This window comes from Trichocoleus sp. DQ-U1 (assembly GCF_039961925.1).
Classification (GTDB): Bacteria; Cyanobacteriota; Cyanobacteriia; order Cyanobacteriales; family FACHB-T130; genus FACHB-T130.
The window spans coordinates 93495-117590 of the sequence record NZ_JAMPKB010000011.1 but is presented as its reverse complement, the minus strand read 5'-3'; the positions used below and the strand labels follow the sequence as shown (position 1 = coordinate 117590).

General features: G+C 47.9%; 15 protein-coding genes. 10 read left to right on the top strand and 5 right to left on the bottom strand.

Annotated features, from left to right (window positions below):
• Positions 1 to 330 precede the first annotated feature (330 nt).
• Entirely contained in the window at positions 331 to 609 is a 279-nt protein-coding gene (locus NDI34_RS07200) for an RNA-binding protein (RefSeq protein ID WP_190410354.1), read from the top strand.
• Positions 610 to 890: 281 nt separating this feature from the next.
• On the opposite strand, the gene NDI34_RS07195 is transcribed toward NDI34_RS07200, so the two are convergent.
• Positions 891 to 1973, bottom strand: a complete 1083-nt coding sequence (locus NDI34_RS07195) for an ATP-dependent 6-phosphofructokinase (protein WP_190429299.1) — start codon at positions 1971 to 1973, stop codon at positions 891 to 893.
• 233 nt (positions 1974 to 2206) lie between these two features.
• Between NDI34_RS07195 and fbp the strand changes: the two genes are divergently transcribed.
• The 6 genes from fbp (at position 2207) to NDI34_RS07165 (ending at position 10943) form a co-directional block, all read left to right on the top strand.
• Entirely contained in the window at positions 2207 to 3286 is a 1080-nt protein-coding gene (fbp, locus tag NDI34_RS07190) for a class 1 fructose-bisphosphatase (protein WP_190410352.1), read from the top strand.
• A gap of 109 nt (positions 3287 to 3395) precedes the next feature.
• Positions 3396 to 4541 (top strand): transaldolase, encoded by a 1146-nt coding sequence (gene tal, locus NDI34_RS07185; RefSeq protein WP_190410432.1) that lies wholly within the window; start codon positions 3396 to 3398, stop codon positions 4539 to 4541.
• Positions 4542 to 4686: 145 nt separating this feature from the next.
• A complete protein-coding gene (gene zwf / locus NDI34_RS07180; RefSeq protein WP_190526116.1) occupies positions 4687 to 6216 on the top strand; it encodes a glucose-6-phosphate dehydrogenase in 1530 nt (509 codons plus the stop codon).
• Between the two features lie 189 nt (positions 6217 to 6405).
• Positions 6406 to 7782: a glucose-6-phosphate dehydrogenase assembly protein OpcA gene (gene opcA / locus NDI34_RS07175; RefSeq protein ID WP_348232279.1), complete on the top strand. Its 1377-nt coding sequence runs from the start codon at positions 6406 to 6408 to the stop codon at positions 7780 to 7782.
• Between the two features lie 76 nt (positions 7783 to 7858).
• A complete protein-coding gene (locus NDI34_RS07170) occupies positions 7859 to 9304 on the top strand; it encodes a cobyrinate a,c-diamide synthase (RefSeq protein ID WP_348232278.1) in 1446 nt (481 codons plus the stop codon).
• Between the two features lie 223 nt (positions 9305 to 9527).
• The gene (locus NDI34_RS07165; RefSeq protein ID WP_348232277.1) at positions 9528 to 10943 is read left to right on the top strand and encodes a dynamin family protein; all 1416 of its coding nucleotides are present in this window, start codon (positions 9528 to 9530) and stop codon (positions 10941 to 10943) included.
• A 68-nt stretch (positions 10944 to 11011) separates the two neighbouring features.
• Here the strand turns inward: NDI34_RS07165 and NDI34_RS07160 are convergent, their stop codons facing one another.
• From NDI34_RS07160 to infC, 3 genes are all read right to left on the bottom strand, one after another.
• On the bottom strand, positions 11012 to 11491 hold the full coding sequence (locus NDI34_RS07160; RefSeq protein WP_190429295.1) for a Crp/Fnr family transcriptional regulator: 480 nt from the start codon (positions 11489 to 11491) through the stop codon (positions 11012 to 11014).
• Between the two features lie 135 nt (positions 11492 to 11626).
• Positions 11627 to 14599 carry a HEAT repeat domain-containing protein gene (locus NDI34_RS07155; protein WP_348232276.1) on the bottom strand — a complete coding sequence of 991 codons (2973 nt, stop codon included), beginning with the start codon at positions 14597 to 14599 and terminating at the stop codon, positions 11627 to 11629.
• A 124-nt stretch (positions 14600 to 14723) separates the two neighbouring features.
• A complete protein-coding gene (gene infC / locus NDI34_RS07150; RefSeq protein ID WP_190410345.1) occupies positions 14724 to 15257 on the bottom strand; it encodes a translation initiation factor IF-3 in 534 nt (177 codons plus the stop codon).
• Positions 15258 to 15707: 450 nt separating this feature from the next.
• On the opposite strand from infC, the gene NDI34_RS07145 reads away from it, so the two are divergent.
• Complete coding sequence (locus tag NDI34_RS07145) at positions 15708 to 16658, top strand: alpha/beta fold hydrolase (RefSeq protein WP_348232275.1); 951 nt, start codon at positions 15708 to 15710, stop codon at positions 16656 to 16658.
• A 77-nt stretch (positions 16659 to 16735) separates the two neighbouring features.
• Here the strand turns inward: NDI34_RS07145 and NDI34_RS07140 are convergent, their stop codons facing one another.
• The gene (locus NDI34_RS07140; protein WP_190410343.1) at positions 16736 to 17104 is read right to left on the bottom strand and encodes a BON domain-containing protein; all 369 of its coding nucleotides are present in this window, start codon (positions 17102 to 17104) and stop codon (positions 16736 to 16738) included.
• Between the two features lie 333 nt (positions 17105 to 17437).
• Between NDI34_RS07140 and ilvN the strand changes: the two genes are divergently transcribed.
• Both ilvN and NDI34_RS07130 read left to right on the top strand, forming a co-directional pair.
• Positions 17438 to 17956 (top strand): acetolactate synthase small subunit, encoded by a 519-nt coding sequence (gene ilvN / locus NDI34_RS07135; protein ID WP_190410342.1) that lies wholly within the window; start codon positions 17438 to 17440, stop codon positions 17954 to 17956.
• Positions 17957 to 18888: 932 nt separating this feature from the next.
• The gene (locus tag NDI34_RS07130; protein WP_348232274.1) at positions 18889 to 24003 is read left to right on the top strand and encodes a hypothetical protein; all 5115 of its coding nucleotides are present in this window, start codon (positions 18889 to 18891) and stop codon (positions 24001 to 24003) included.
• Positions 24004 to 24096: the final 93 nt, after the last annotated feature.

Here is a 24096-nt window from a genome sequence, read left to right as displayed (position 1 = left end):
AACAAGTCTTTGAGCCGCTCCCATTGGTCATCGCGCAGGGCATACCGTCGTGTCATTGCTCAGCCTTTTCTTCTCTCTCTTGCTCTAGCTTATCTAATTGATGACACGCCCTAGATCCTCTCCCACAATGAAATTAGTAGGCTATGATAGGACGAAACCTAAAAGTTCAGTCCTATTAATGGTCGGATTTGGGACTCGTGCAGCCACATTTGTGGGCTGGGTTGATGAAAATTCACCATTGGTAAATAAGTCTTGACCTGGCATTATGGGTCACATCTAGCCATCTAGGGGTTCTGAACTTTAGTTCCTCGTTCAGCTTTATCGATCCACATGACCATTTACGTTGGAAACCTGTCTTACCAAGCGACCGAAGAAGATTTGACAGCAGTCTTTGCAGAGTACGGCGCGGTGAAGCGAGTTGTCTTACCGACAGACCGCGAAACGGGACGTATGCGCGGATTTGCTTTTGTTGAAATGACAGATGATGCCCAAGAAGACGCAGCCATCACCGAATTAGATGGGGCTGAATGGATGGGCCGTCAGCTTAGAGTGAATAAAGCACGACCCAAGGAGGACGATCGCGGCGGCGCGAGGCGAAGCAGATTTTAAGGAGAGATAGGGCGAAATCAGCACGGTTGTTTGAACAACACTCCTGAAAAAGGACAACTGTGCTGGTTTTGTCGCGCATTGCCACCGCTTCTCAACACTGAGCAGAATCGATGCTGATGGCTCACACAAGAGACGAGTCGTGGCGGTGGAGAATCCAGCGACTCGTTAAGTTTCTAAGTTAAGTGTCTAAGCTGGTAGAGCGAAACAGAAAGCTTCGCGATCGCAGATTGCTCTGTTAAATATTTCTACACCGCGATCGCAGAACTTTAGTCTTTAGTCTTTTAATCTCCAAGGCAAATCCCCAAACCTCTGGCAGTCTTGACCAAAGTATCGTCGGGATCGACGGCTCTGTATTGTCCAATCGCTTCAGCAATTGGCACGCTGACAATCTCGCGGTTTTGCCAGGTAACAACGCGATCGTACTTTTCCTCAGCAATCAGATCGACAGCCGCCACCCCAAAGGCAGTTGCTAGTAACCGATCCAGAGGCGAAGGCAGTCCCCCTCGCTGAACGTGACCTAAAACAGTCACGCGAGTTTCTGCGCCACTGGCAATCGAAATTTCCTCTGCCAAATACTGCCCGATTCCGCCTAATCGACATTCCCCGAATCGATCCATACTCTTAACTGGATTGCCTTCAGCCGTGCAAACCGCCTCTGAGACAATGACGATCGAGAAATTCTTTCCCATCGCTTGACGATTCCGAATTTTGCGACAGACATTTTCAATGGTGTAAGGAATTTCTGGGATCAAGATCACATTGGCTCCCCCGGCGATCCCCGCATTCAGGGCAATATGACCGGCATCGCGCCCCATCACTTCCAGGATCATGACTCGATTGTGACTAGCCGCAGTAAAGTGCAATCGGTCGAGGGCTTCGGTGGCGATGTTGACGGCGGTATCAAATCCGATAGAACGCTCAGTGCTACCAACATCGTTATCAATGGTTTTGGGAATCCCGACTAAGTTGATCCCGCCTTGTTGCGCGAGTTTTCGGAGAATCGCTAAACTGCCGTCCCCGCCAACTCCAATTAAAGCTGACAAGCCTAGTTGATGGTAGCCCGCAATAATGTCTTCTGAGCGATCGCGCAAACTTCCATCCGCCATTGGAAACGCAAAGGGATTTCCTTTGTTCGTCGTTCCCAGCACTGTACCGCCCATCGTGAGCAAGTGGTCTACCTTATCAAACTCCAGCTTGATTGCTTCTGGCGGACTGCTCATTAAGCCCAGCGTAGACCGGCAAATCCCCCACACTTCCCAGCCGTACTTACCATTTGCACAGCGGACAACTGCCCGAATTACAGCATTTAGCCCCGCACAGTCACCCCCACTGGTCAGGATTCCGATCCGTTTGTATTCTCCCATCTTGTTTTTTTGGATTGCGAGCGGTAATTATCTAATTTCAGCCTTGTTGCCTTTTAGACAATAAAGCGCGTCTAAAGATTTTATTTCTTTAGTTGATATAAAGTTAAACACCATCCTGAGAAATGGCTCCCTAAGATAGAAGGTAGAGCGACCAGGTCTTGATATGTTGGGGCAGTAGCTCAATGAGAGCTGCCCTGTTAACAAAGCATTTATTGAAAGGGAGGACGAAAACTATGTCCAACGTGGAACAGCCTTTCGTCGTTCAGGAACAAGCCCTAGATCGCGACTGCACAACGCTATCTCGTCACGTTTTGCAGCAACTCCACAGCTTTTCGGCAGATGCCCAGGACTTGAGCGCGATTATGAATCGCATTGCCCTCGCGGCAAAGTTGATTGCGCGACGACTCAGCAGGGCAGGATTACTCGAAGGCGTGCTGGGATTTACGGGTGATGTGAATGTGCAAGGGGAATCCGTCAAAAAGATGGATGTCTATGCCAATGACGTATTTATCTCGGTATTTAAGCAAAGCGGTTTAGTCTGCCGTTTGGCATCCGAGGAAATGGAGAAGCCTTACTATATTCCCGAAAATTGCCCCATCGGGCGCTATACCCTGCTCTATGACCCGATTGATGGCTCCTCGAATGTAGATATCAATATCAACGTGGGTTCCATCTTCGCAATTCGCCAACAAGAAGGAACGGATGAAAATCAAACCGGCGGTGATTTATTACAAAACGGGCGCAAACAAATCGCCGCAGGTTATGTGCTATACGGGCCTAGCACGATGCTGGTTTATTCGATTGGTACTGGGGTTCATGCTTTCACCCTCGATCCCAGCTTAGGCGAGTTTATCCTTTCAAGTGAAAACATTCAGATTCCCAATCACGGCTCTATTTATAGTGTCAATGAGGGAAATTTCTGGCAGTGGGAAGAACCCTTGCGAGACTATATCCGCTATGTTCATCGACAGGAAGGCTATACGGCTCGATACGGCGGGGCGCTGGTGGGCGATATTCACCGGATTCTCTTCCAAGGAGGTGTTTTCCTTTACCCCGGTACTGTGAAAAAACCAGAAGGAAAATTGCGGTTGCTGTATGAATCGGCTCCCTTAGCCTTTTTAATAGAGCAAGCCGGGGGTCGAGCAAGTACGGGTACGCAAGAGATTTTGGACGTAGTGCCAAATGCCCTTCATGCGCGATCGCCATTGCTGATCGGTAGCAAAGAAGATGTCACCTTGGTGGAATCTTTTATTCAGAAACGGGCATGGGATGAGGATAAAAACGCGATCGCGCGATCGCGCGTGCCTCAATAAGGTTTTGCTTTCTTGAAAAATTCCCGCATTGACCTTTCAAGCTGCTCAACGGGAACATTCTCGATCTAGCGTTACAAAGACAATTGTTAGGAGCCAAAAAATGACAGATATGCCAAACAATCATCTATTAGAGATCAAACAATACGGTCAGAGTATCTGGATGGATAACTTGACCCGTGATTTGATTCAAAGCGGCGAACTCAAAGATATGGTTGAGAATAAAGGGATCTGCGGGATCACCTCTAATCCAGCCATCTTTGAAAAAGCGATCGCTGGAAATGCCATCTACGACGCCGACATTGAAGCCGGGATCAAAGCTGGATTGCCCGTTGAAAAGATTTACGAATCCTTGGTGTTTGAGGATATCCGCAATGCCTGCGACATCCTCCGCCCTGTCTATGACTCCTCTGAAGGTCTGGATGGGTACGTCAGTATTGAAGTACCGCCAAACATCGCCCACGACACCCAAGGCACGATTGAGGAAGCTCGGCGTTATTACCAAGAAATCGGTAAAGATAACGTCATGATCAAGATTCCCGGCACTACGGCAGGTTTGCCAGCCGTCGAGCAAGTCATCTCAGAGGGGATCAACGTCAACGTGACGCTGCTATTCTCCGTTGAGAGCTATGTTGAGACCGCTTGGGCTTACATTCGCGGCTTAGAAAAGCGGGCAGCGGAAGGCAAAGACATCAGCAGAATCTCCTCGGTAGCGAGTTTCTTCCTTAGCCGCATCGATATTAATATTGATGCTCGTATTGATGCCATGCTGAAAGCAGGCGTGGATAGAATCGAGAAAAAGGCAGAACTGACGGCAATTAAGGGCAAAATCGCGATCGCTAACGCCAAAATTGCCTACCAGAAGTACAAAGAGATCGTTAAGAGCGATCGCTGGAAAGCCTTATCAGCAAAAGGTGCAAATGTCCAGCGGTTGTTGTGGGCAAGCACTAGCACCAAAGACCCCAGCTACAGCGATGTCATGTATGTGGATGAGCTGGTTGGCCCAGACACAGTAAACACCTTGCCACCGAATACCATTGAAGCCTGCGCCGACCACTGCGACGTAGCTTCTCGCATTGAAACTGGGGTGGAAGAAGCCTATCAGCTGATTGAAAGTCTCAAAGACCCCGACATCGACATCAATCTAGACGAAGTGATGGACGAATTGCTAGTCGAAGGAATTGAGAAATTTGTGAAGCCCTTTGAATCTCTAACCGCATCCTTGGAAGAGAAAATCAAACATCTGCAACCCGTGTAAGAAAGTTTTGAGTTTTGAGTGCTGAGTTTTAAGTTAAGAAAGGGGTCTGATAATTTAAAGTTATCAATTCAGCTAGGAATTTAAAACTCAAAGCTCAAAACTCAAAATTCAAAATTCAAGATTCAAAATTCAAAACTATCCTTCTATGGTCACACTGCTAGAAAATCCTTTACGTGTTGGGTTGCGGCAGGAACGGATACCAGAGCCGCAGATATTGGTAATCTTCGGGGCATCCGGAGACTTGACGCAACGGAAGCTCGTGCCAGCTCTCTATCAGATGAAGCTGCAACGACGCCTGCCAGCGGAAATGACCATTGTCGGCGTGGCGCGTCGGGAGTGGAGCCACGACTACTTCCGGGAGCAGATGCGCGAGGGGATCGAAGAATTTAGCGATGGGATTGGCTCAGAAGAACTCTGGCACGACTTCGCCCAAGGTCTATACTACTGCCCTGGTGATATTGACAAGCCCGAAAGTTACCAGAAACTGAAAGCCTTCTTAGCAGAATTGGATGGTCAGCGCGGAACGCGAGGAAACCGCGTATTTTACCTCTCCGTTTCTCCAAATTTCTTCCCAGAAGCGCTTCGCCAATTGGGTACGGCGGGCATGCTCGATGACCCACTGAAAACCCGTCTGGTGATTGAAAAACCTTTTGGGCGGGATCTCAACTCCGCCCAAGCCCTAAACCGCGTAGTGCAGCAGGTTTGCCAAGAAAAACAGGTTTACCGCATCGACCACTATCTGGGAAAAGAAACGGTTCAGAATCTCCTGGTTTTCCGTTTCGCTAACGCAATTTTTGAGCCGATTTGGAACCGACAGTTTGTCGATCACGTTCAAATTACGGTGGCAGAAACCGTAGGCGTCGAAGACCGTGCCGGGTACTACGAAAGCTCCGGAGCCTTGCGGGATATGATGCAGAACCACCTGATGCAGACTTTCTGCCTCACGGCAATGGAACCGCCCAATTCCCTAGATGCCGATAGTATCCGCACCGAAAAAATGAAGGTTCTGCAAGCAACTCACCTGGCAGACGTGCATAACCTGGAATTATCAGCGGTTAGGGGTCAATACTCTGCTGGATGGATGAAGGGTAAGCCGGTGCCTGGATATCGAGAAGAACCGGGGGTCAATCCCAACTCCACAACGCCAACTTATGTAGCGATGAAGCTGCTTATTGATAACTGGCGCTGGCAAGGAGTTCCTTTCTATATGCGAACCGGCAAGCGTCTACCCAAGAAGGTCAGCGAGATTTCCATCCACTTCCGCGAAGTTCCTTTCTTAATCTTTCAATCTGCCGCCCAGCAAGCAAGTCCGAATGTGCTGACGATGCGGATTCAGCCGAATGAAGGAATTTCTCTGCGTTTTGAAGCCAAAATGCCGGGAACAGAACTGCGGACGCGCTCGGTAGATATGGACTTTAGCTATGGTTCCTCGTTTGGGATGGCAACGTCCGATGCTTATGACCGGCTGTTAATCGACTGTATGCTAGGCGACCAAACTTTGTTCACGAGAGCTGATGAAGTAGAAGAAGCGTGGCGTGTTGTAACACCGGCATTAAACGCTTGGGAAGCAAGCACTGACCCAGCATCGGTTCCCCAGTATGAAGCGGGAACCTGGGAGCCAGAGGAAGCAGAATTCTTGATTAATCAAGATGGACGCCGCTGGCGCAGATTGTAGTTGGGTTATGGGTAATCGGTAATGGGTAATCAGAGTTGTAAGTATTGAGTTTGAAGTTAGAAGAAACTCTTCCATTCAAAACTCAGACGCAATAAATCACGTCTCTACAACTTAAAACTTTTTACCAATTACCTTTTTACCAATTACCAATTACCTTTTTACCAATTACCTTTTCCTCAATCACTGAATATGGCAACACAATCTCTTCCGATTGTTTCAATACAACCGCCCAAAGATGTCTCAATGACAGAAATTGAGGCAGAACTGCATCAAATTTGGCAAAGCTACAATAGCGACAATGATAATGGCGAGTCTCCGATGGCTACGCGGGCAACCACATTTACTTTTGTGGTTTACGAACCGGAGGAAACTCAGCAGCTGTTGGCAGCTTTAGGATTTTACAAAGGCCCGATCGATGGAATTGATGGCCCGCTGACAGAGGCGGCGATCAAGACGGCTCAGAAAGCTTATGGACTGCCAGTAACGGGCAAGACGGATGCCGGAATCCTCGACCGACTGCGAGTAGAGCAAGCAAAGAAGCGCTCCGATGGGAATACAAAAGAGGCAGATGCCAGTAATGGTCAGCAGTCTTCCTCAGATAGCTTTAGAATTGCGGATGCGATCGCTGCCGCGAACCCCTGTCGGATCATTGCTTTATGCCCCGTCTCTGGGGAAGATGAAGGCGTGACGGCTCAAGTCTCAGCCTATTGCCCCATCCAAAAGCAAAGTCATAATACGCTGATCTGCTGCGAATACATTACTCTGCAAGGCACCGCCGAAGCTTTGGAACGTATCGGTGGGATTGTGAGTGGGTTGCTAATCGGCGGTCTGCCTAAGTTTCTCTGGTGGAAGGGTACGCCCGATCCCAATGATGCTCTGTTTAAGCGGCTGGCAGCAGTCTGCAATTCTGTGATCGTTGACTCTTGTGTTTTCAACGAACCACAGGATGATTTACTGCGGGTACAAACCCTTCTGGAACAAGGCATTCCGGTTGCCGACCTCAATTGGCGTCGGCTGGCTCCGTGGCAAGAATTAACCGCCGAAGCTTTCGATCCACCAGAGCGCCGCGAGGCTCTTAAGGAAGTGGATAAGGTGACGATTAATTATGAAAAGGGCAATCCTGACCAAGCATTGATGTTTATTGGTTGGCTGGCGAGCCGGTTGCAGTGGCACCCCGTTTCATATACCAAAGAAGGCGGTGATTATGACATCAAGCGGATTGAATTTGTTGCTCCCGATCAGCGGACAATAGAAGCGGAGTTGGCAGGGATTCCTACTGCTGACTGGGGCGATATACCGGGTGACTTGATTGCGCTACGTCTGAGTTCGACGAATTTGGATGCAGACTGTTGTACGGTTTTGTGTTCCGAAACAACGGGTTGTATGCGGATGGAGGCGGGGGGTGGTGCCCAAGCTTGCCGGATTCAACAGGTAACGCCGATGTCTGACCAAAAAGCTGAGTTCTTGTTAAGTCAGCAGTTACGGCGCTGGAGTCGAGATATGCTTTACGTAGAAAGTATGGCGATCACGACGGCAATTCTCAAATTAGCGAGCGCGAATGGTTAATCGCGAATTGTTCATTGTTCATAGCAACTGTTCATCGCAACATAGATGAACGATGAACAACAAGCAATGAGTAAATATGGCATTAGCAATCGCCGGAGAACGCAGCGGGGTGGGCAAAACGACAGTTACGCTCGCCCTGCTGTCGTCTTTATGTCGTCGGAGTTACCAGATTCAATCTTTTAAAGTAGGGCCAGATTACATCGACCCGATGTTTCACACGTACGTGACTGGTCGTGCTTGCCGGAATTTAGACCCGGTACTGACCTCTGAAACTTACGTGCAGCAGTCTTTTCTTGCTCATCGTTACGGAAGCGACTATGGCCTCGTGGAAGGGGTCATGGGGCTATTTGACGGAGTCAAGAGAATTCAGAATGAAAAGTTAAATCTTGAGCAAGAAACGGAAAATTTTGCACTCAGCACTGACTTTGGAAGTACGGCTCATATTGCGCGGCTTTTGGATTTACCCGTGCTGTTGGTGTTAGATTGCAGCCGGTTATCTGGTTCGGTGGCAGCGCTCGCTCATGGCTATCGTTCTTTTGACTCTAGAATCAAGATTGCTGGAGTGGTGTTAAATCGGGTGGGAAGCGATCGCCACCTGCAACTGCTCAAAGATGCTCTAGAACCCTTGCATTTGCCCGTTCTAGGCATTTTGCGGCGACAAGATAATATCACTATTCCCGACCGACATCTGGGCTTGGTGCCCACCGCAGAGCTGTCTCAGATGGATGCTTTAATCGATCGGCTTGCGGATTTGGGAGACAGTTGCTTTGAGTGGGAACAGCTTTTGCCGCTTCTCAAGGTGGAACCAAGGCAACAGCTAGAATTGATTCATCCCTCACCCCAGCCATCCGGGTATATCCTCGATTCGTTAAAAATTGCGGTTGCCCGCGATCGCGCTTTCAGCTTCTATTACCAAGACAATTTAGATATACTGGCATCCCTAGGAGCAGAATTGGTGTTTTGGAGTCCGCTGACGGACGACAGCTTACCAGAAGGCATTCAAGGATTATATTTTGGGGGTGGTTTCCCGGAAGTTTTTGCCCAAAACTTGGCTGAAAATACCGCGACTCGTGATGCAGTGCGGAAGGCAATTTTGGCGGGAATGCCTACTTATGCCGAGTGTGGCGGTTTAATGTATTTGTCCGAAAAAATTGTAGATTTTGAGGGAAATTCTTTCCCGATGGTAGGAGTTTTACCCACCACAGCCGCCATGAGTTCGCGCCTGAGTTTAGGGTATCGGCAAGCGATCGCGCTGCAAGAAAGTCCCCTCCTCCCCGCTGGGGGAACCGCTTGGGGGCATGAGTTTCACCGTTCTCACTTAACTGAGAAACCGGAAGCGCCGCTCTTTCAAATTCGGGGGTACGATCCCAAGAGTCCCGTTACCAGTGAGGGGTGGGCAGTGCATCACGTTCATGCTTCCTACGTCCATCTTCATTTTGGCGGCTGTCCGGAGATTCCGGCTCGATTTCTAAAGCATTGTCTTCGTTTTTCCCAAGGGGGGAAGGAGTCAAGCGAGACGTAAATAAAGATGCGTGGACGGATAGAACCGACAGGTTGGCGCTAGGCCAACGCCTCGCTTCGCTGTTTTCATGCCCAAAGGGCTGTACGCGATCGCGACTTGTGTCTGCAATGCTTGAGCGTGTAGTAGCCTGCGATCGCAACTGTCACTCTTGTTTGTTTCTTCTGCGTTCAGCTGATGTAAGCTTTAGCTAACTTACGCTAGCCCCTTTCGGCGGACGATTGCTATGTCTTCTGAACAGTTTCAAGCAGCACACGACAGCATTTACATCACAGGTAGGCTACTCTTACAGTCCCTTCAAGAAATTCGAGCAACACGCGAAGGGGAGAGAGACGATACCAAGGCGTTACAACGCATCGAAAATGACATTACTAAAGCGTTATATGCTTTAAAAGAGCAGAAGTATCAAGTTGCGGTTATTGCTCCTCTGAATACAGGCAAAAACACTTTCCTAAATGCCTTAATAGGTGCAGATATTTTACCGAGTGAAGCTGAAGCGATTACTGTCTGCCGTACCGATATCCGACATATTGATTCTGGACAAGTGCATAGATTTCTGGAGTATCGGGAAGGACATTGGCAACCTGTTGCGATCGCTTCTGGTGATGCGGTCGAAATTGCCCAAAAATTCCTAGAGCATACTCAATCTATTCGGAATCAACATAATCCCGCTCGGACTATCCGCTTTGAAATAGAACATCCGATTGAAGCAATTAGCACGCTTTCATCTCTAGCTGGCTTTACTCTAAGCGATCTGTCTGTTGAAAATGAGCAAGCATCTATAAAATCCACCCCGACAACAGAGCAAGAACAGATAATCTTAGAAACCTTAGAAAATACCGATGTAATCTTATTTATTTTAAATGAGAATAATTTTAAAAATGATTCTGTATCCGGTTTTTTAAAAAAAATAATAGAGAACTATCGCCAAATTTTAGCAGTCAATCAAGGTAAGGTTTTCTTTATTATTAATGAGGTTGAGCCGAAAAACACACATATAGACGTTTCTGAAGTTATTGAAATCTGCAAACAAACGTTAATCGGCTTAGGTTTTCCAAGTCCGATTATCTATTCGGCAAATTCTAGAAAAGGACTTTTAGCAAAACTGATTCAAAACAGCACAGCAACTAGCAATCATACAAAAGAGTTCGTCCAAGTATTTTTAGGAAATTATATAGAAGAAACTGAGGAAGGTGAATTTAGAGTTCCCCAGCCTATAGAAGTTGCGCCAAAAGTTCTAAAAGATAGCGGAATTCCTGTTATTCAAGAAATAGTGCTTCAAACAATTATTGAAAATTCAGGTTGGAATCTCCTGAGTGGAGTTTTGGCAGAACTCAATAAAGCTGCTAAAGCAATAGAAGATTCCCTGAATACCCGTCTTGTAAGCGGGAAAGTAGAAACTGAAAATATTCAAGAAAAGGCAGCTTCCCAAAATACAGAGACGCTAACTGATGAGCCAATTCAAGCATTAGGGAATGACCTGGAGCATTTGGCAACCGAACCCCAAAAAAAGGAAGTAATTCCTCCTCGAATTGTGACAAGTTTAAAGGAACGGAAAGCTCAACTGAATGAATATATGGATGAATTAACTTTAATTCGGAAATCGTTGGATAGTTGGAAGCCAGTACAGATAATTAACTAAGCTATTAAAGAATTTGGCTAATGGATGCGATCGCGTCTCTTCCTGGCTTTTTCTCCTTGCTTCGCAGTTCATCCTCCCAAATTCCCCGCCTTACTTAAATCTGCTTCCTGACTTTCCGCCTTATAAACGTTGATCTTGTTGTTCAGTTCGCGGATGCGACGGGACAGCAAACGAATGATGTTCACCGCAATTCCTGGCGTCTCATCAATCGCATCATACAGTTGCAACTGCGTCAGCATCAGACACTCGCAAGATTCCAAAGTCGTAATCGAAGCCGAACGCGGCTCAGCATCAAACAACGACATCTCCCCAAAGGTGGCTCCCTGCTCTAAGTGCGCCAAATCCCGCCCGCCAAAATGAACCCGTACCCTACCAGAAACGACAATATAGAGCGATCGCCCCTCTTGTCCTTCGGTAAAAATCGTATGATGCGCTGGAAAGGATAGCTCATCCATCACAGAAGCCAGCCGCACCAGAAAATCATCCCGCAGTTCCTGGAAAATCGGGACGCCTCTGACAAATAATAGGCGCTCAACGCTGGTTAACATCGGAATCTAGACTCTAGACTTTGGACTTTAGACTTTTAGACTTTAGACTTTTAGACCTTGGACTTTAGACTTTAGACTTGAGAACAGCCCATCGTCATTAGGGTAATCATCCAGAGTCCAGAGTCTCTAGTCCCTCTATTGCCCCAGTTCTGCCATCATCTGCTGAACTTGGGCGGCGACAAGGCGATCGCGGTCATTTTTCAGGACGGGCAACATTTCCTGCAAAGCACGGGGTGCAGCGGCTCTCAAATAAGCCAAAACCGCTTCCCGCACAAAGCCGGTGGGATGGCGCAGACACACCAGCGTCTGTTCCGGCGTCAAACTCCATTTCGCCTGACGTGCTGCATGAAAACAACATGCTAAAGGCCAGTCTGACAGAAAATGACGTAAATCCAGCAACCGACGCAGGCGATCGCTCTGAATCATCGGTTGATAAGGAAACATCTCTGCCAAGTTTTGCAGTTTTTCTTTCTCCGGTCGCCGGTCGAGAATTCCCACGAGCGATCGCTTCTTAGCGATATCTAGAGTATTATCCAAAATTTCCAACCCCAGCGCGATATTCGATGGCGAATCAGATTGGAGATTAAACGCTGCTGCTTGAATCGAGCTAGCCGGATAAAGAAACTTCATCAGCAAAAAACACCGCTCAATCACATCCGACTGCTCTTCCAGAAGTGCCCGTTGTAGCAATGAAAGCGCTGACTGGTTCGCTTCTCGTGTTGAGGCGAAAAAAGACTCAATTGGCTCATCCGCCGACAAATCTACTAAAGCCGCATACAAGTGTCCGACAAACAGCATTTCCTGCTCAATCAACATTTCAACGCCGCTGCGACCTAAGCGGTCGAGAACCCCCTCGATTCCGGTTTCGTGGGGCATTTTGAGCAGAATCCGCAGGATGTTGCGTCGCGTAGTCCCCCAGCCGGTTTTTAGATGAGCCACCAACTGATTGAGGGCTTCCGGCGTGCCAATTTGACCCATAGCACTCCAAGCCTGTAGCCTTACCAAATCTGGTTTGTGGATATCTTGTGCTAACTCAACCAGCATCGGAATCGCTTCATCTCCTAAACGCACAATCGCACCGAGAGCGGCTTCGCGGGTGGATTTGTAGTAAAGCCCTCGCACCAGAGCCGGATAGTATTCGTGTAAGTGGGTTGAAGAAATCACTTCTAGCAAGGCGCAGCGCACGCGCAAAGACTCATCTTGTAACAAACTAGGAATATAAAGTCGCAGTGCCTGCAAATAATCTGCTTCTCCCAGCGCTCGACAACCCATGACTCGTTCCCGTTCCCGTTGATGAGTTAGCATCCGGCGCAAGGTATTGGTCGCTTCGGCTTTCTCTGTCGGGGTGCCCCGGCGCAATATTAAGGCGGCGGCGGTTCCCCGTACCACTGGGTCTACGTTTGGGCGGAGGTATGGCTGTAACTGGCTAATATCAGGGGTTTCCTGAGTTAGCCAGATATAGCGTAGAGCGACAGCAAGAACTTCTGGATTGAGTTTTTGAGCAATCAGCCCCTGAACTTGGTCTAAATAAGTGGGATTCGGCGTCAGCAGCATTGCTTCTAGGCTCTGGCGCTGCAAGGCTGGAGTGAGGTGAGTGAGCAGCGGAGCAAGGATTTCGCCCACATCCTCCAAGTCGATTTGGCACAGGAGTTCGATGCAAGAGCGTTTATCTGCTTCCGTACCTGGTTTCTCCAGTGTTTCGACGACAGCACGCTTGAGGACTCGCAAATCGACATCTGAAACGCTCAGCCGTTCTCCTTGAGCGCTCTGAACCAGCAAGCCGACATAGCTCGATCGGAGCAGGAAAACAATTAACAGCCAGAGGAGGGCAAAAATAATAATAACGGCGACAAACACCCAACTTTGGAGCGATCGCAGCGAGTTCTCCGACAGGTTGTGAAAGGTAAAGGCTAACAAGCTGATGATGCCTAAAATCCCCGCTCCAGTAAATCCTGTTGAGAGGGATTCGGCAATGCCCCGCACCTGAGCCATGATTGAGCTGCGAATGTTATCGGGGAGCGGTTGGAATAGAACCGGCCCAAGGGCAGCCATGAGGGTATAGCGCAGCAGTTCGTCTATAAATTTGAGGAAGATCAGACCTAGAAAAAAGCCTGTAACCCCGGTGAGAGCAACCAAGCTAAGAATAATAATTGCCACAGGCAACAACATAGCGGCAACAAATACTCCCAGCCGTTCGATGGCTCGACTGGAGATAAACCACTGGGTTGCTAGTTCGCATAAACCCACGATGCCGCTAAACAAACCGAGGAAACTGGCAATTTCCTTGCTGTCAAAGTTCAGCTCTAATTGACTCAGATACTGAAAATCAATTAACAAAAACAGAATCTGCCCAACGATGAAGAAGCCAAATAAGGGGATGACGTAGCGCTGTAAGGGGCCTCTCAGACGCCTGGATGTGAAGTCGCTTTCTTGATTTAAGTTGGCTCTGACGGGAGAATCCGGAAAGGCTTGCTTGTACTGCTGGGTGAGATAAAAAAGGCTACAAGCTCCCAACCCCATCATCACGACAGCAACTAGGGAAACGTTATTCAGTCCAACGGTGGCGAGGATTAGGGGGAGGGAAAAACCACTGACAACATCTGCAACGAGGATGCCACTACTAATGAGGGGGTAGGTGCGCTTAATTTCCCGGATATTGAAGAGTTGATTAGCAGTAATGGAAGTGTTGAGGTCATTGAGGACGTTAATCGCTTCCACCCACAGCCGCATCAGAAAGACTGTGACGCCAGCCAAATAGACAATATCTAATCCCAGGCGGAATAGGACAAGGGGGATGACTGCAAGGGAGGCTACTAGGACAACTACCCAGCGCAAAGGCAAAATCTTTTGCATCCAAGAGTAGACAAAGCCCAGGCTCGAACCGATACCCGCTGAGAGGATATAGAACAGGGGCAATTGCTCTGCGCCATACTCTTTCAGAAAAAGGGCTACAGTACTAGCTTCTGCCCAGATGATGCCGATGGAAGTTGTGGTATAGAAAGCGAACATGAATAGTGTTCGCTCTCCTTCTTCTGGACGAAGATTGACCCACTGGAGTAATCCCCGACCCCAATCGGACCAAGACCAAGCGCGATTGTTCAGTTTCATTGGTATTTTGTCCGTTGTCAGTAGTCAGTGGTCAGTGTTTCTTTTTTGCCACTGACCACTGTTCGGGCGACGCCTGGTCTTCCCCACACCACTGACCACTGACTACTGACCGCCGACTACTGAGCTATTTTTTCGGAGACAGCAGCATCATCATGTTGCGACCTTCTTTTTTGGGAGCTTGCTGCACTTCCGCTAGTTCCTGTAAATCCGTCGCCATCCGCTTGAGCAAGTCCTCGGCTAAATCGCTGTGTTGAATTTCGCGACCTCGGAACGTAATCGTGGCTTTAACCTTATCTCCCGCTTTCAGAAAGCGCTCGGCTTGATTAACTCGCACCTGATAGTCATGCTCTTCAATCTTGTAGCGCATCTTCACTTCCTTGACATCAGCGGTATGCTGATTTTTCCGAGCTTCCCGCGCTTTTTTCTCTTGTTCAAATTTATATTTGCCATAGTTCATAATCCGGCAAACGGGGGGTTCTGCCTTATCGCTGAGCAGGACAAGATCCAGCTCTTTTTCTTCAGCGATGCGGATAGCCTCGTTTGGCGTCATAATTCCCAGCTGCGTGCCATCGGTGTCAATGACACGAATTTGGGGAAAACGAATACGTTCGTTAATTTGGGGTAGATCGCGAGTGCGTCTTTTCTCAATCACAGGCATTAGGGTTATGTTTGCTCGGTTAGTTGATAAGGTTAATTTTGATAGCAGTGGGTTATTGAATGTTTGAGCGATCGCACTAGGGCTACAGGCTGCTTCCTGGCGTTCTCAATTTCATTCCCAAAGAAACCAAGTTTTTCTTTCCTTGTATCTGCCATTCTACTGAGTATGGGAGAGTTTCTGTCTATAGTTGTTCACGTAACTTCCAAAAAGCGATCGCTCCCATCTCCCCCTCAACGACTGCTGATTGGCAATTTATGCAGACGATGCAAGTCTGGTGTTCGGGGTAGAGACTTTTTCTGTGCAGCCATACAGCATGGGTTTTGTCTAGGTTTGTTAACTTAAGTTCTCAGAAACCCTGATGAGACACGCTCTAGCAGCAAACCACTAAAATGGAAATTAACAGACAAAGATAAAGTTTATAAAACTTATTAATTTGAGGCAAAAGCGATCGTGACCCAGCATTGGCAGCATCGAATTGGCAGTCAAAGAGACTGGGTTTGGCGGGGTTGGCAGACTCGCTATACATACATCCGGGCGTCTCAACCGACACAAAAGACGACTCCCTTATTGCTGCTGCATGGATTTGGGACTTCCATTGGACACTGGCGACATAATCTAGCGGTACTTGGTCAGTCTCACACGGTTTATGCGCTAGATATGCTGGGATTTGGGGCATCCCGGAAGGCGCAGGCAGACTACAAAGTCGATCTTTGGGTAGAGCAAGTTTATGATTTCTGGCGGACTTTTATTCAGCAGCCAGTGGTATTAGTCGGAAATTCGATAGGATCGCTGGTGTGTCTGGCAGTGGCAGCCGCGCATCCAGAGATGGTGAAAGGTTTTGTGATGATGAGTTTGCCCGATCCCTCCGTGGAGGAAGAGGCAATTCCCGCCTGGTTGCGACCCGTTGTGGCAGGGGTCAAAGGTGTTGTGGCTTCACCCGTGATTCTCCAGAATGTTTTTTATCTAGTCAGGCGTCCGTCCTTCGTCCGCAAGTGGGCTGCGATCGCTTACGCTAACCCAAATGCTGTTACTGACGAACTGGTAGATATTCTGGCAGGCCCTGCTCAAGATCGGGGTTCGGCAGCAGCATTCGGTGCCATTCTCAAAGCGATGACCAGTGCTAAATTTAGCCCCAGTGTCAAAACCTTACTGCCAACCTTGAACACCCCCATGCTCTTGATTTGGGGTCGGCAAGATAAAATGATTCCTTTTAGCGTACTGGCTCGATTTAGGGATATCAACCCTAAGCTTCAGTTGGTTGAGCTGGATACAGGTCACTGTCCCCATGACGAATGTCCAGATGAAGTTAACCAGATTATCCTCAACTGGCTTGAAACGATGCCTGAAGACCAGGTAGATAGCTCTGCTACACCCCAAAAACAGTTAGCAGTGAGTGATTAGCTTTTCGCCAAGTAGGGTGGGCACTTCCCACCCTATCGATTTTTTCTTCTAGCCTCGAATTTCTAGGCGTCTAACTTCTAGCCAATGGTGACTTGATCGGTTTGGACACCCGTGGCACCCTCCACACTCCGGGCGACAGAGACCATTTGGTTGAGAATTTGCTGGCTGGGAACTTGTCCTTTTAGCACAACTGTGCCGCCGGTTTGGGCTACATAGAGCGTATTAATATCATCCAGATCCGGATCTTGATCGAAAGCTAGAGCAACCCGCTTGGCAAGTCCGCTTTGGTCATATTCTCCAGTCAATCCCACTCGCTCTGGCGGAATCGTCTCGCTGCTACTTGCAGTGCCGGTTGAGGCAGGAGCTTGAGCTGTCGGTGCTGGTACCGCATTAGTTTGTGCATTTTGCGGCTTTTCCATGCCAAAAAGTCTTTTTAACCAACCCATAGGTATTTTTGCTCCAAATTAAGCTGAACTACACCATTATTATGAAATTGCTAAATCAAGACATCTATCAATGAAAAGATTTAAGGTTTTCTGGAGGGCTAAAAATCTCTAAATATACAGAGATAGCCGTTTTTTGTAGCTAAGGGGTGCTATACAGTAACATTAAGATGTAGCTTCGTTGACGTAATTTCTGTTAACATTGCCTTCGCATACCGTGTAGGTAGTAAGTCTTTGCTAACGTACTGCTTACAACCCACGTAGCTTCTTCTAGGGAAGCAAAATATTGCTTAGCGTGTTGAAAGCAACATCGCGCCTCCGCCTGTTTTGTATAAAATGAAACATACCCTTTCAGTTTTGGTTGAAGATGAAGCTGGAGTCCTGACTCGGATTGCCGGTTTGTTTGCCCGTCGGGGATTTAATATTGAAAGCCTTGCTGTTGGACCAGCTGAACAGCTCGGAATCTCCCGGATTACGATGGTCGTGCCGGGAGATGACCGGGTGATCGAGCAACTCACCAAGCAGCTCTACAAGCTGGTGAATGTACTAAAAGTCCAAGATATAACGGATACTCCGTGTGTAGAACGAGAGCTGATGTTGCTGAAGGTGAATGCTACCAGCTCCAATCGCTCGGAAGTGATTGAACTGGCTCAGGTTTTCCGCGCTAGGGTAGTAGACATTGCGGAGGATGCGCTCACGTTAGAAGTGGTGGGAGATCCAGGCAAATTGGTGGCGATTGTTCAAGTGCTGAATAAATTTGGTTTGCGTGAAATTGCTCGTACCGGCAAAATCGCCCTTACCCGCGAGTCGGGTGTTAACACAGAGTTTCTCAAGTCTCTGGAAGCTAAGCTTTAATCGAGTTAAGGGAATTTTTCAGCTTGCTGATGCGGGAAGTAGAGAGAAGCATCAATTTTCCTCGCTCGGCGATCGCGCTTTTTATCATCTGTTCTTCTTTTCTATTCGCGCTTATTTTCTCCGAGTCTCCAGTCTACTGAGTCTGGCTCGGAGCTTTTTTTAGTAAGGTACTCCAAACGACTTTCCAGGAAATCTACCCAATCGCTCTTATTCCCTGGCTTCCTACTTGCCCTGTGTAGCCAAAGACTGGCATAGCTATAGAAGCGTGAGATTAGAGGTTCCCTTCCCGGAGTAGGCAAGGAATCCCCTTGAGTACAACTTTGTCCTAAACATTCGCAAAAGTTTCCGGATGAGCTGATGCCTACCTCGGATTAGAGGAACTCGACTATATCAGGAGCGGTTAGAGTTCAGTTCTTGCTCAGGACAGATACTATTTTCTTTTATCAGAAAAATCGTTTATTCTCTGATAACTACATAATAAGATGTGAGTTGCCGAAACAGCCGTCAAGAACCTCTGCTAAAGGGGGAGTTGCGAACCAACCAGGTTCGCAAACCATTCCTGGATGCCAGTGCTGGGAGCAATACCGAAAATTCCTGCTGGGTACGCAGTTCCAGATGGTTCCCTATCTGGATTCTTTATAAGACTCTTGGCTTAAGCCACTACGAAAAGAGACATCTTGGCAGAAATGAGTGGAGGAACTCATTTTAATCAACGATTTCTGGGAATTATAAAACTCACGTATAACAAAGCTGCCTGACGATAATTCTGGCGAATTATCAGTCAATTGCAAATGCAAAACCTAAGCAGCTCCGAAGCCGGTTCATCTGATTAAAAATAGTATTTGTGCCTATTCGTTTTTAAAATACCGCTACTGCTAAAGCATTGGCAGAGGAATATTGTCTATCGAACGCGCAGGCCAAACGTAGAAGCAATGACCGATCTGAGCCGACCAGAAGAGGCAGATGCATACAACCAACGCTCATTAAAGACGCTCTTGAGAGCGATCGCCCTTTCTCAGGGGCAATTCTCGCTAATTTTGGTGCGCTGCAACTATAGCTTGTTGCAACAGCGGATGGTGCAGCAGGTACGGGAACAAAATCCGTTTCCCGTGCGCGAGGTGATATTAGCAGATTCGGTCAAGACGCTTTACAACCCCATCTTGGAAGCGCTGGAAGATCCAGGGAATACGTCTCGACAAACAGAAATATTGTCCGCCGCGATGATCTTAGGGCTGGAGTCGGTAGTTGCTCTCGATCAGCTGCTAACCTCAACCAATCAAGTACGCGATGAGTTTCGCGCTCAGTTTCCTTTCCCCCTCGTGTTGTGGCTCTCCGACGCGGTGCTACAAAAGCTGATTCGGTTTGCGCCAGATTTCAAAAGCTGGGCAGCTTCTTCGATCCGGTTTGTGATGTCAGGGGATGAGTTAATCGAATTATTGCGGCAGAAAGCGGACTCTCTATTTGCCAGAGAGCTAGATTCTAGCAATTTTGAGTTGTTGCACCATTCCGCTCTCGATTTAGTTGTTGGTTCCCAGCATCGCCTAGAACTGGAGTCGGCCTTAACAGATTTGCGGCGTCGCGGGCAACAATTGGAGCCTCAACTACAGGCAAGTCTCGAATTTGTGCGGGGGCGCAATGACTACGCCACCGATCAAATCCAGTCAAGCATCGCCCATTATCAACGAAGTCTGGCTTATTTCAGGACTGAAGACTCAGAACTGTTAGCAAAGCGCCACGAAGTACGGACTGGGGAAAACATCAGAAATGAGGGTCAAGAGGCAAGCACCACGATTTCCGATTCTTTGTGTGTCGTTAGTCCTCAGCACTCAGTCCTAAAAGTGGGTTTGCTGCTGTTTCATTTGGGGCAATGCTATACCCGTTTGGCTAACTTGCGACCGGAAATGAGCCGCCAGCACTGGAAGCAAACGAGAGATTATTTTCAGCAGTGCATTGAAGTTTTTGAGGAAGCTCAACGTCCAGAACTGGTTGCTAAGTTTATTTCATTCCTTTGTGAAGTGCTGCGGCGTTTGGAAGCGTGGGCGGATTTGCAGGAGCTGGCAGAAAAAGCTTTGATCCTGCATCAAACTTATGATGCAAACCTCCAGCAGGCTCAAGATTTTGGCTTTCTGGCGGAGGTGGCGCTTAACCAGTCCAATTGGATAGAAGCGTATCAGCAAGCGACTCTGGCACTTTCAACGCTGGCGGAAGAAACGTTCCAGACAACTTCTGCCTCAATCCCGCAATCTCAGTATGAAAGTTTATATTTGTTGCTGCTGGCACAGTCTCAGAAACATTTGGGACAGCGGCAAGCTGCCGCCGCGATTCAAAACTTGGAACAGGCGCTCAACAAGTGTAACCATCAGTACGATCCCCATTTATGTTTGCGGATTCTCAAAGCACTGCGATCGCTCTACTTTCAGCAGGGTGATTATCTGCAAGCCTTTCAACTGAAGCAAGAGCAGCGTTCCCTGGAGCATCAATACGGGTTCCGTTCTTTTACAGGTGCCGGACGCCTACAGCCTTACCGGCAGGCTCTGAACCCAGGCGTCACATCTGGAGGAGATATGCGCCTGGGAGGGTCGATTCCCCAGGAAATTGCTGCTTCTGGTCGGCAGCAGGATGTCACTCGCCTCATTGACCGGATCGGCCGCAATGACTACAAATTGATTGTGATTCACGGTCCTTCTGGAGTTGGTAAAAGCTCAATTATCACTGCTGGGTTAGTTCCAGCACTCCAGCTCAAAAGCATCGGCGCACGCGATGTTTTACCTGTCGTTATCGAAGTTTATAAAGATTGGGTAGGGACGCTGGCAAGACAATTATCGAAGGAACTCAGAGTCAGAAACCAGGAATCAGAACTCCCTTTAGAGGAGGAAGACGCCCAACACCTTCCCGTCCCGATCGCGTCCGGACAGGAGTCAGAAGATAGCAGCGAAGAGAGAACGGGCGGAGAAACTTTATCTTTACAGGAAATCTTAGAAGAAAGCGATCGCGCTGAAGAAATGCCAATGTCTGCGGTTCCGCCGACACTACTTGCTGCCAACCTCCTAGAACAGTTGCGACACAATAGCGATCGCAATCTGTTAACCGTTCTGATTTTTGACCAGTTTGAAGAATTCTTTTTCGTCTGTACTAATCCAGCGATGCGGCGGCAGTTTTATGAATTTTTGCGCGACTGCCTCAACATTCCCTTTGTAAAAGTTATTTTGTCTCTGCGAGAAGACTATCTGCATTATTTACTAGAGTGCGAACGACTCCAGTATTTAGATGTCATAAATAACGACATTTTAAACCAAGATATTCGCTACTATTTGGGGAATTTTTCTAAGCCGGATGCGCGGCAGATTGTTAAAAGCTTAACCGAACGCTCTCCATTTTTTTATTTAGAGCCGCAGTTAATTAATCGGTTAGTGGAAGATTTGGCTGAAGAACTGGGAGAGGTGCGCCCCATTGAATTGCAATTAGTGGGTGCCCAATTGCAGGAAGAAGAAGACAAAATCACCACGATGCAACAGTATCAGCAATTGGGAGCGAATCCGAAAGCCGAACTGGTTGAGCGATTTCTGAAAAAAGTCATTGCTGATTGTGGTATCGAAAATGAAGCTTTGGCTTGGAACGTTTTATTTTTATTGACGAACGAGAAAGGAACGCGACCCCTGAAGACGAAGCAAGAGCTGGCAACCGTATTGCAGCTTGAGGCGGAAAGAGCAGTGGGTGGGGAAATGCCTCTACTAGACTTAATTTTAGAAATTCTTGTAGGATCTGGTTTGGTTTTCGTGATTTGGGAAGGGTCAGAAGCCCGTTACCAATTGGTTCATGATTATCTAGTCGATCGGATTCGCCAAAAATCCGATCTGAACTTGAAAGCCCAATTAGCACAAAGTGAGGAAAAGCTGTATCAGGCACGGAAACAACAATTGCGAACGATTGGCGTCGGCATTATGATGACAATCCTGGCAGTTTCTGCCGGGGGATTTGCGCTGCGAGCCGAAGCTCAAAGAAAGCTGGCAGCGATCGCGCAAACAAATGCTCAACTCACCGCCCTAAGTGCTTCTTCCGAAACGCTCTTTGTCTCCTACAAAGAATTTGATGCCTTAATTGAAGCCTTGAGGGCAGGGAAAAGCCTCGAAAGTGCAGTTGGAGTAGAACCCGATACCCAAATGCGCGTCGTTACGGCGATGCAGCAGGCAATCTACGGAGTACAAGAACGCAATCGCTTGGAAGGACATCGTGATGTCGTTTGGAGCGTCAGCTTTAGCCCCGATGGTCAGACAATTGCCTCTGCCAGCGTCGATAAAACGGTAAAACTTTGGCGGCGCGATGGCAAGATCCTGAAAACCTTGTCAGGTCATCGTGAGAGCGTCACCAGCGTCAGTTTTAGCCCTAACGGTCGCCTCTTAGCTTCGACTGGTTCTGACAAGACAATAAAACTTTGGCAAACAGACGGTACTTTACTAAGAACGATTGAAAAAGCACACGGTAGTTTGGTTAATCACGTCAGCTTTAGCCCAAACGGTCAAATATTAGTTTCGGCAAGCGATGACAAAACGGTAAAGCTTTGGAACTATCGCACCGGCAAGTTGCTGAAAACATTGAAACACAACGGAAAAGTTACCAGCGCCACTTTTAGCCCGGATGGTCGATTTTTAGCATCGGCGAGTGACGACAAAACAGTGACAATCTGGAACATGGCTTCCATGACAGTCGAGCAACCCTACAAAATCCTCAAGGGACATACTGGCAAAGTAACCAACCTCAATTTCAGTCCCGATAAGCAGTTGTTAGCTTCAGCAAGCGATGACAAAACAGTCAGGCTTTGGAACTACCAAACTGGACAAACGATCCGAGTTCTTCAGGGACACAGTGACTGGGTGTTTGGAGCGAGTTTTAGTCCGAATAGCCAGATGATTGCCTCTGCCAGTAATGACAATACAATGAGACTCTGGCATCGCAACGGGAAGCTGCTGAAAATCCTGCGGGGACATAGTGATGGGGTGACAAGTGTTAGTTTTAGCTCCGATGGTCAGACGATTGCTTCTAGTAGTTACGATAAAACTGTCAAATTCTGGCGACTGAATGATATGTCGCGCACTGTTTTAAGAGGGCATACGGATCAGATATATGATGTGAGTTTCAGTCCCGATGGTCAGATGGTTGCCTCTGCAAGTCAAGATAATTCAGTGAAATTATGGGACACAAGTGCTTCTTTGATTGCTACGTTGAACGGTCATAAAGATCGGGTAAATAGCGTGAGTTTTAGCCCAGACTCTCAGTTAATTGCTTCTGCTTCTCGTGACAAGACGCTGAAACTCTGGAATCGATCGGGTACGCTTCTCAACCCCCTGAATGAGCCAAATAAGCATAGCGATTGGGTTTTGGATGTGGCGTTTAGTCCCAATGCCAAAATGATTGCTTCTGCTTCTCGTGATAAGACGGTAAAACTTTGGGATACTTCGGGCAATTTGATTAAAACTTTAACTGGGCATCGCGATCGCGTTAATGCAGTGGCTTTTAGCCCCGACGGGGAATTACTGGCGACTGCTAGCGACGATCATACGGTCAAAGTCTGGACTGCCGAGGGAAAATATCTGCAAACCTTACCGGGACATAGTGGTTGGGTTTTGGATGTCGCTTTTAGCCCGGATAGTCAGCTAATCGCATCCGCGAGTTATGACAATACGGTTAAACTTTGGCGGCGCGATGGTTCTTTATATCGAACTTTGAAAGGGCATACGGATAGCGTTGCTCACGTTAGTTTTAGCCCGGATGGTCAAATTCTAGCCACGACGACCTGGGAAAACACGGTGCAATTGTGGCGACTGGATGACACGTTAATTAAAACGCTCCCAGGTCATAGCGATCGCGTTACCAGTGTGAGTTTCAGTCCAGATGGCAAGATTCTTGCTTCTGCCAGTAAGGACAAAACCGTGATGTTGTGGAATCTGGATCTCGATAATCTCCTGGCACGCAGTTGTAGTTGGGTGCAGGACTATTTAGAAAACAATCCCAAAGTCCGAGAAAGCGATCGCCTACTTTGTGATAATTAGTGGTTTTGGGTCATTCTATGATGAACCGCGTTGGCGGAGAGAGCGCCAAGGAAGAAAAATGAAAGAAGTTTATAAATAAATGAGAATTGCTAA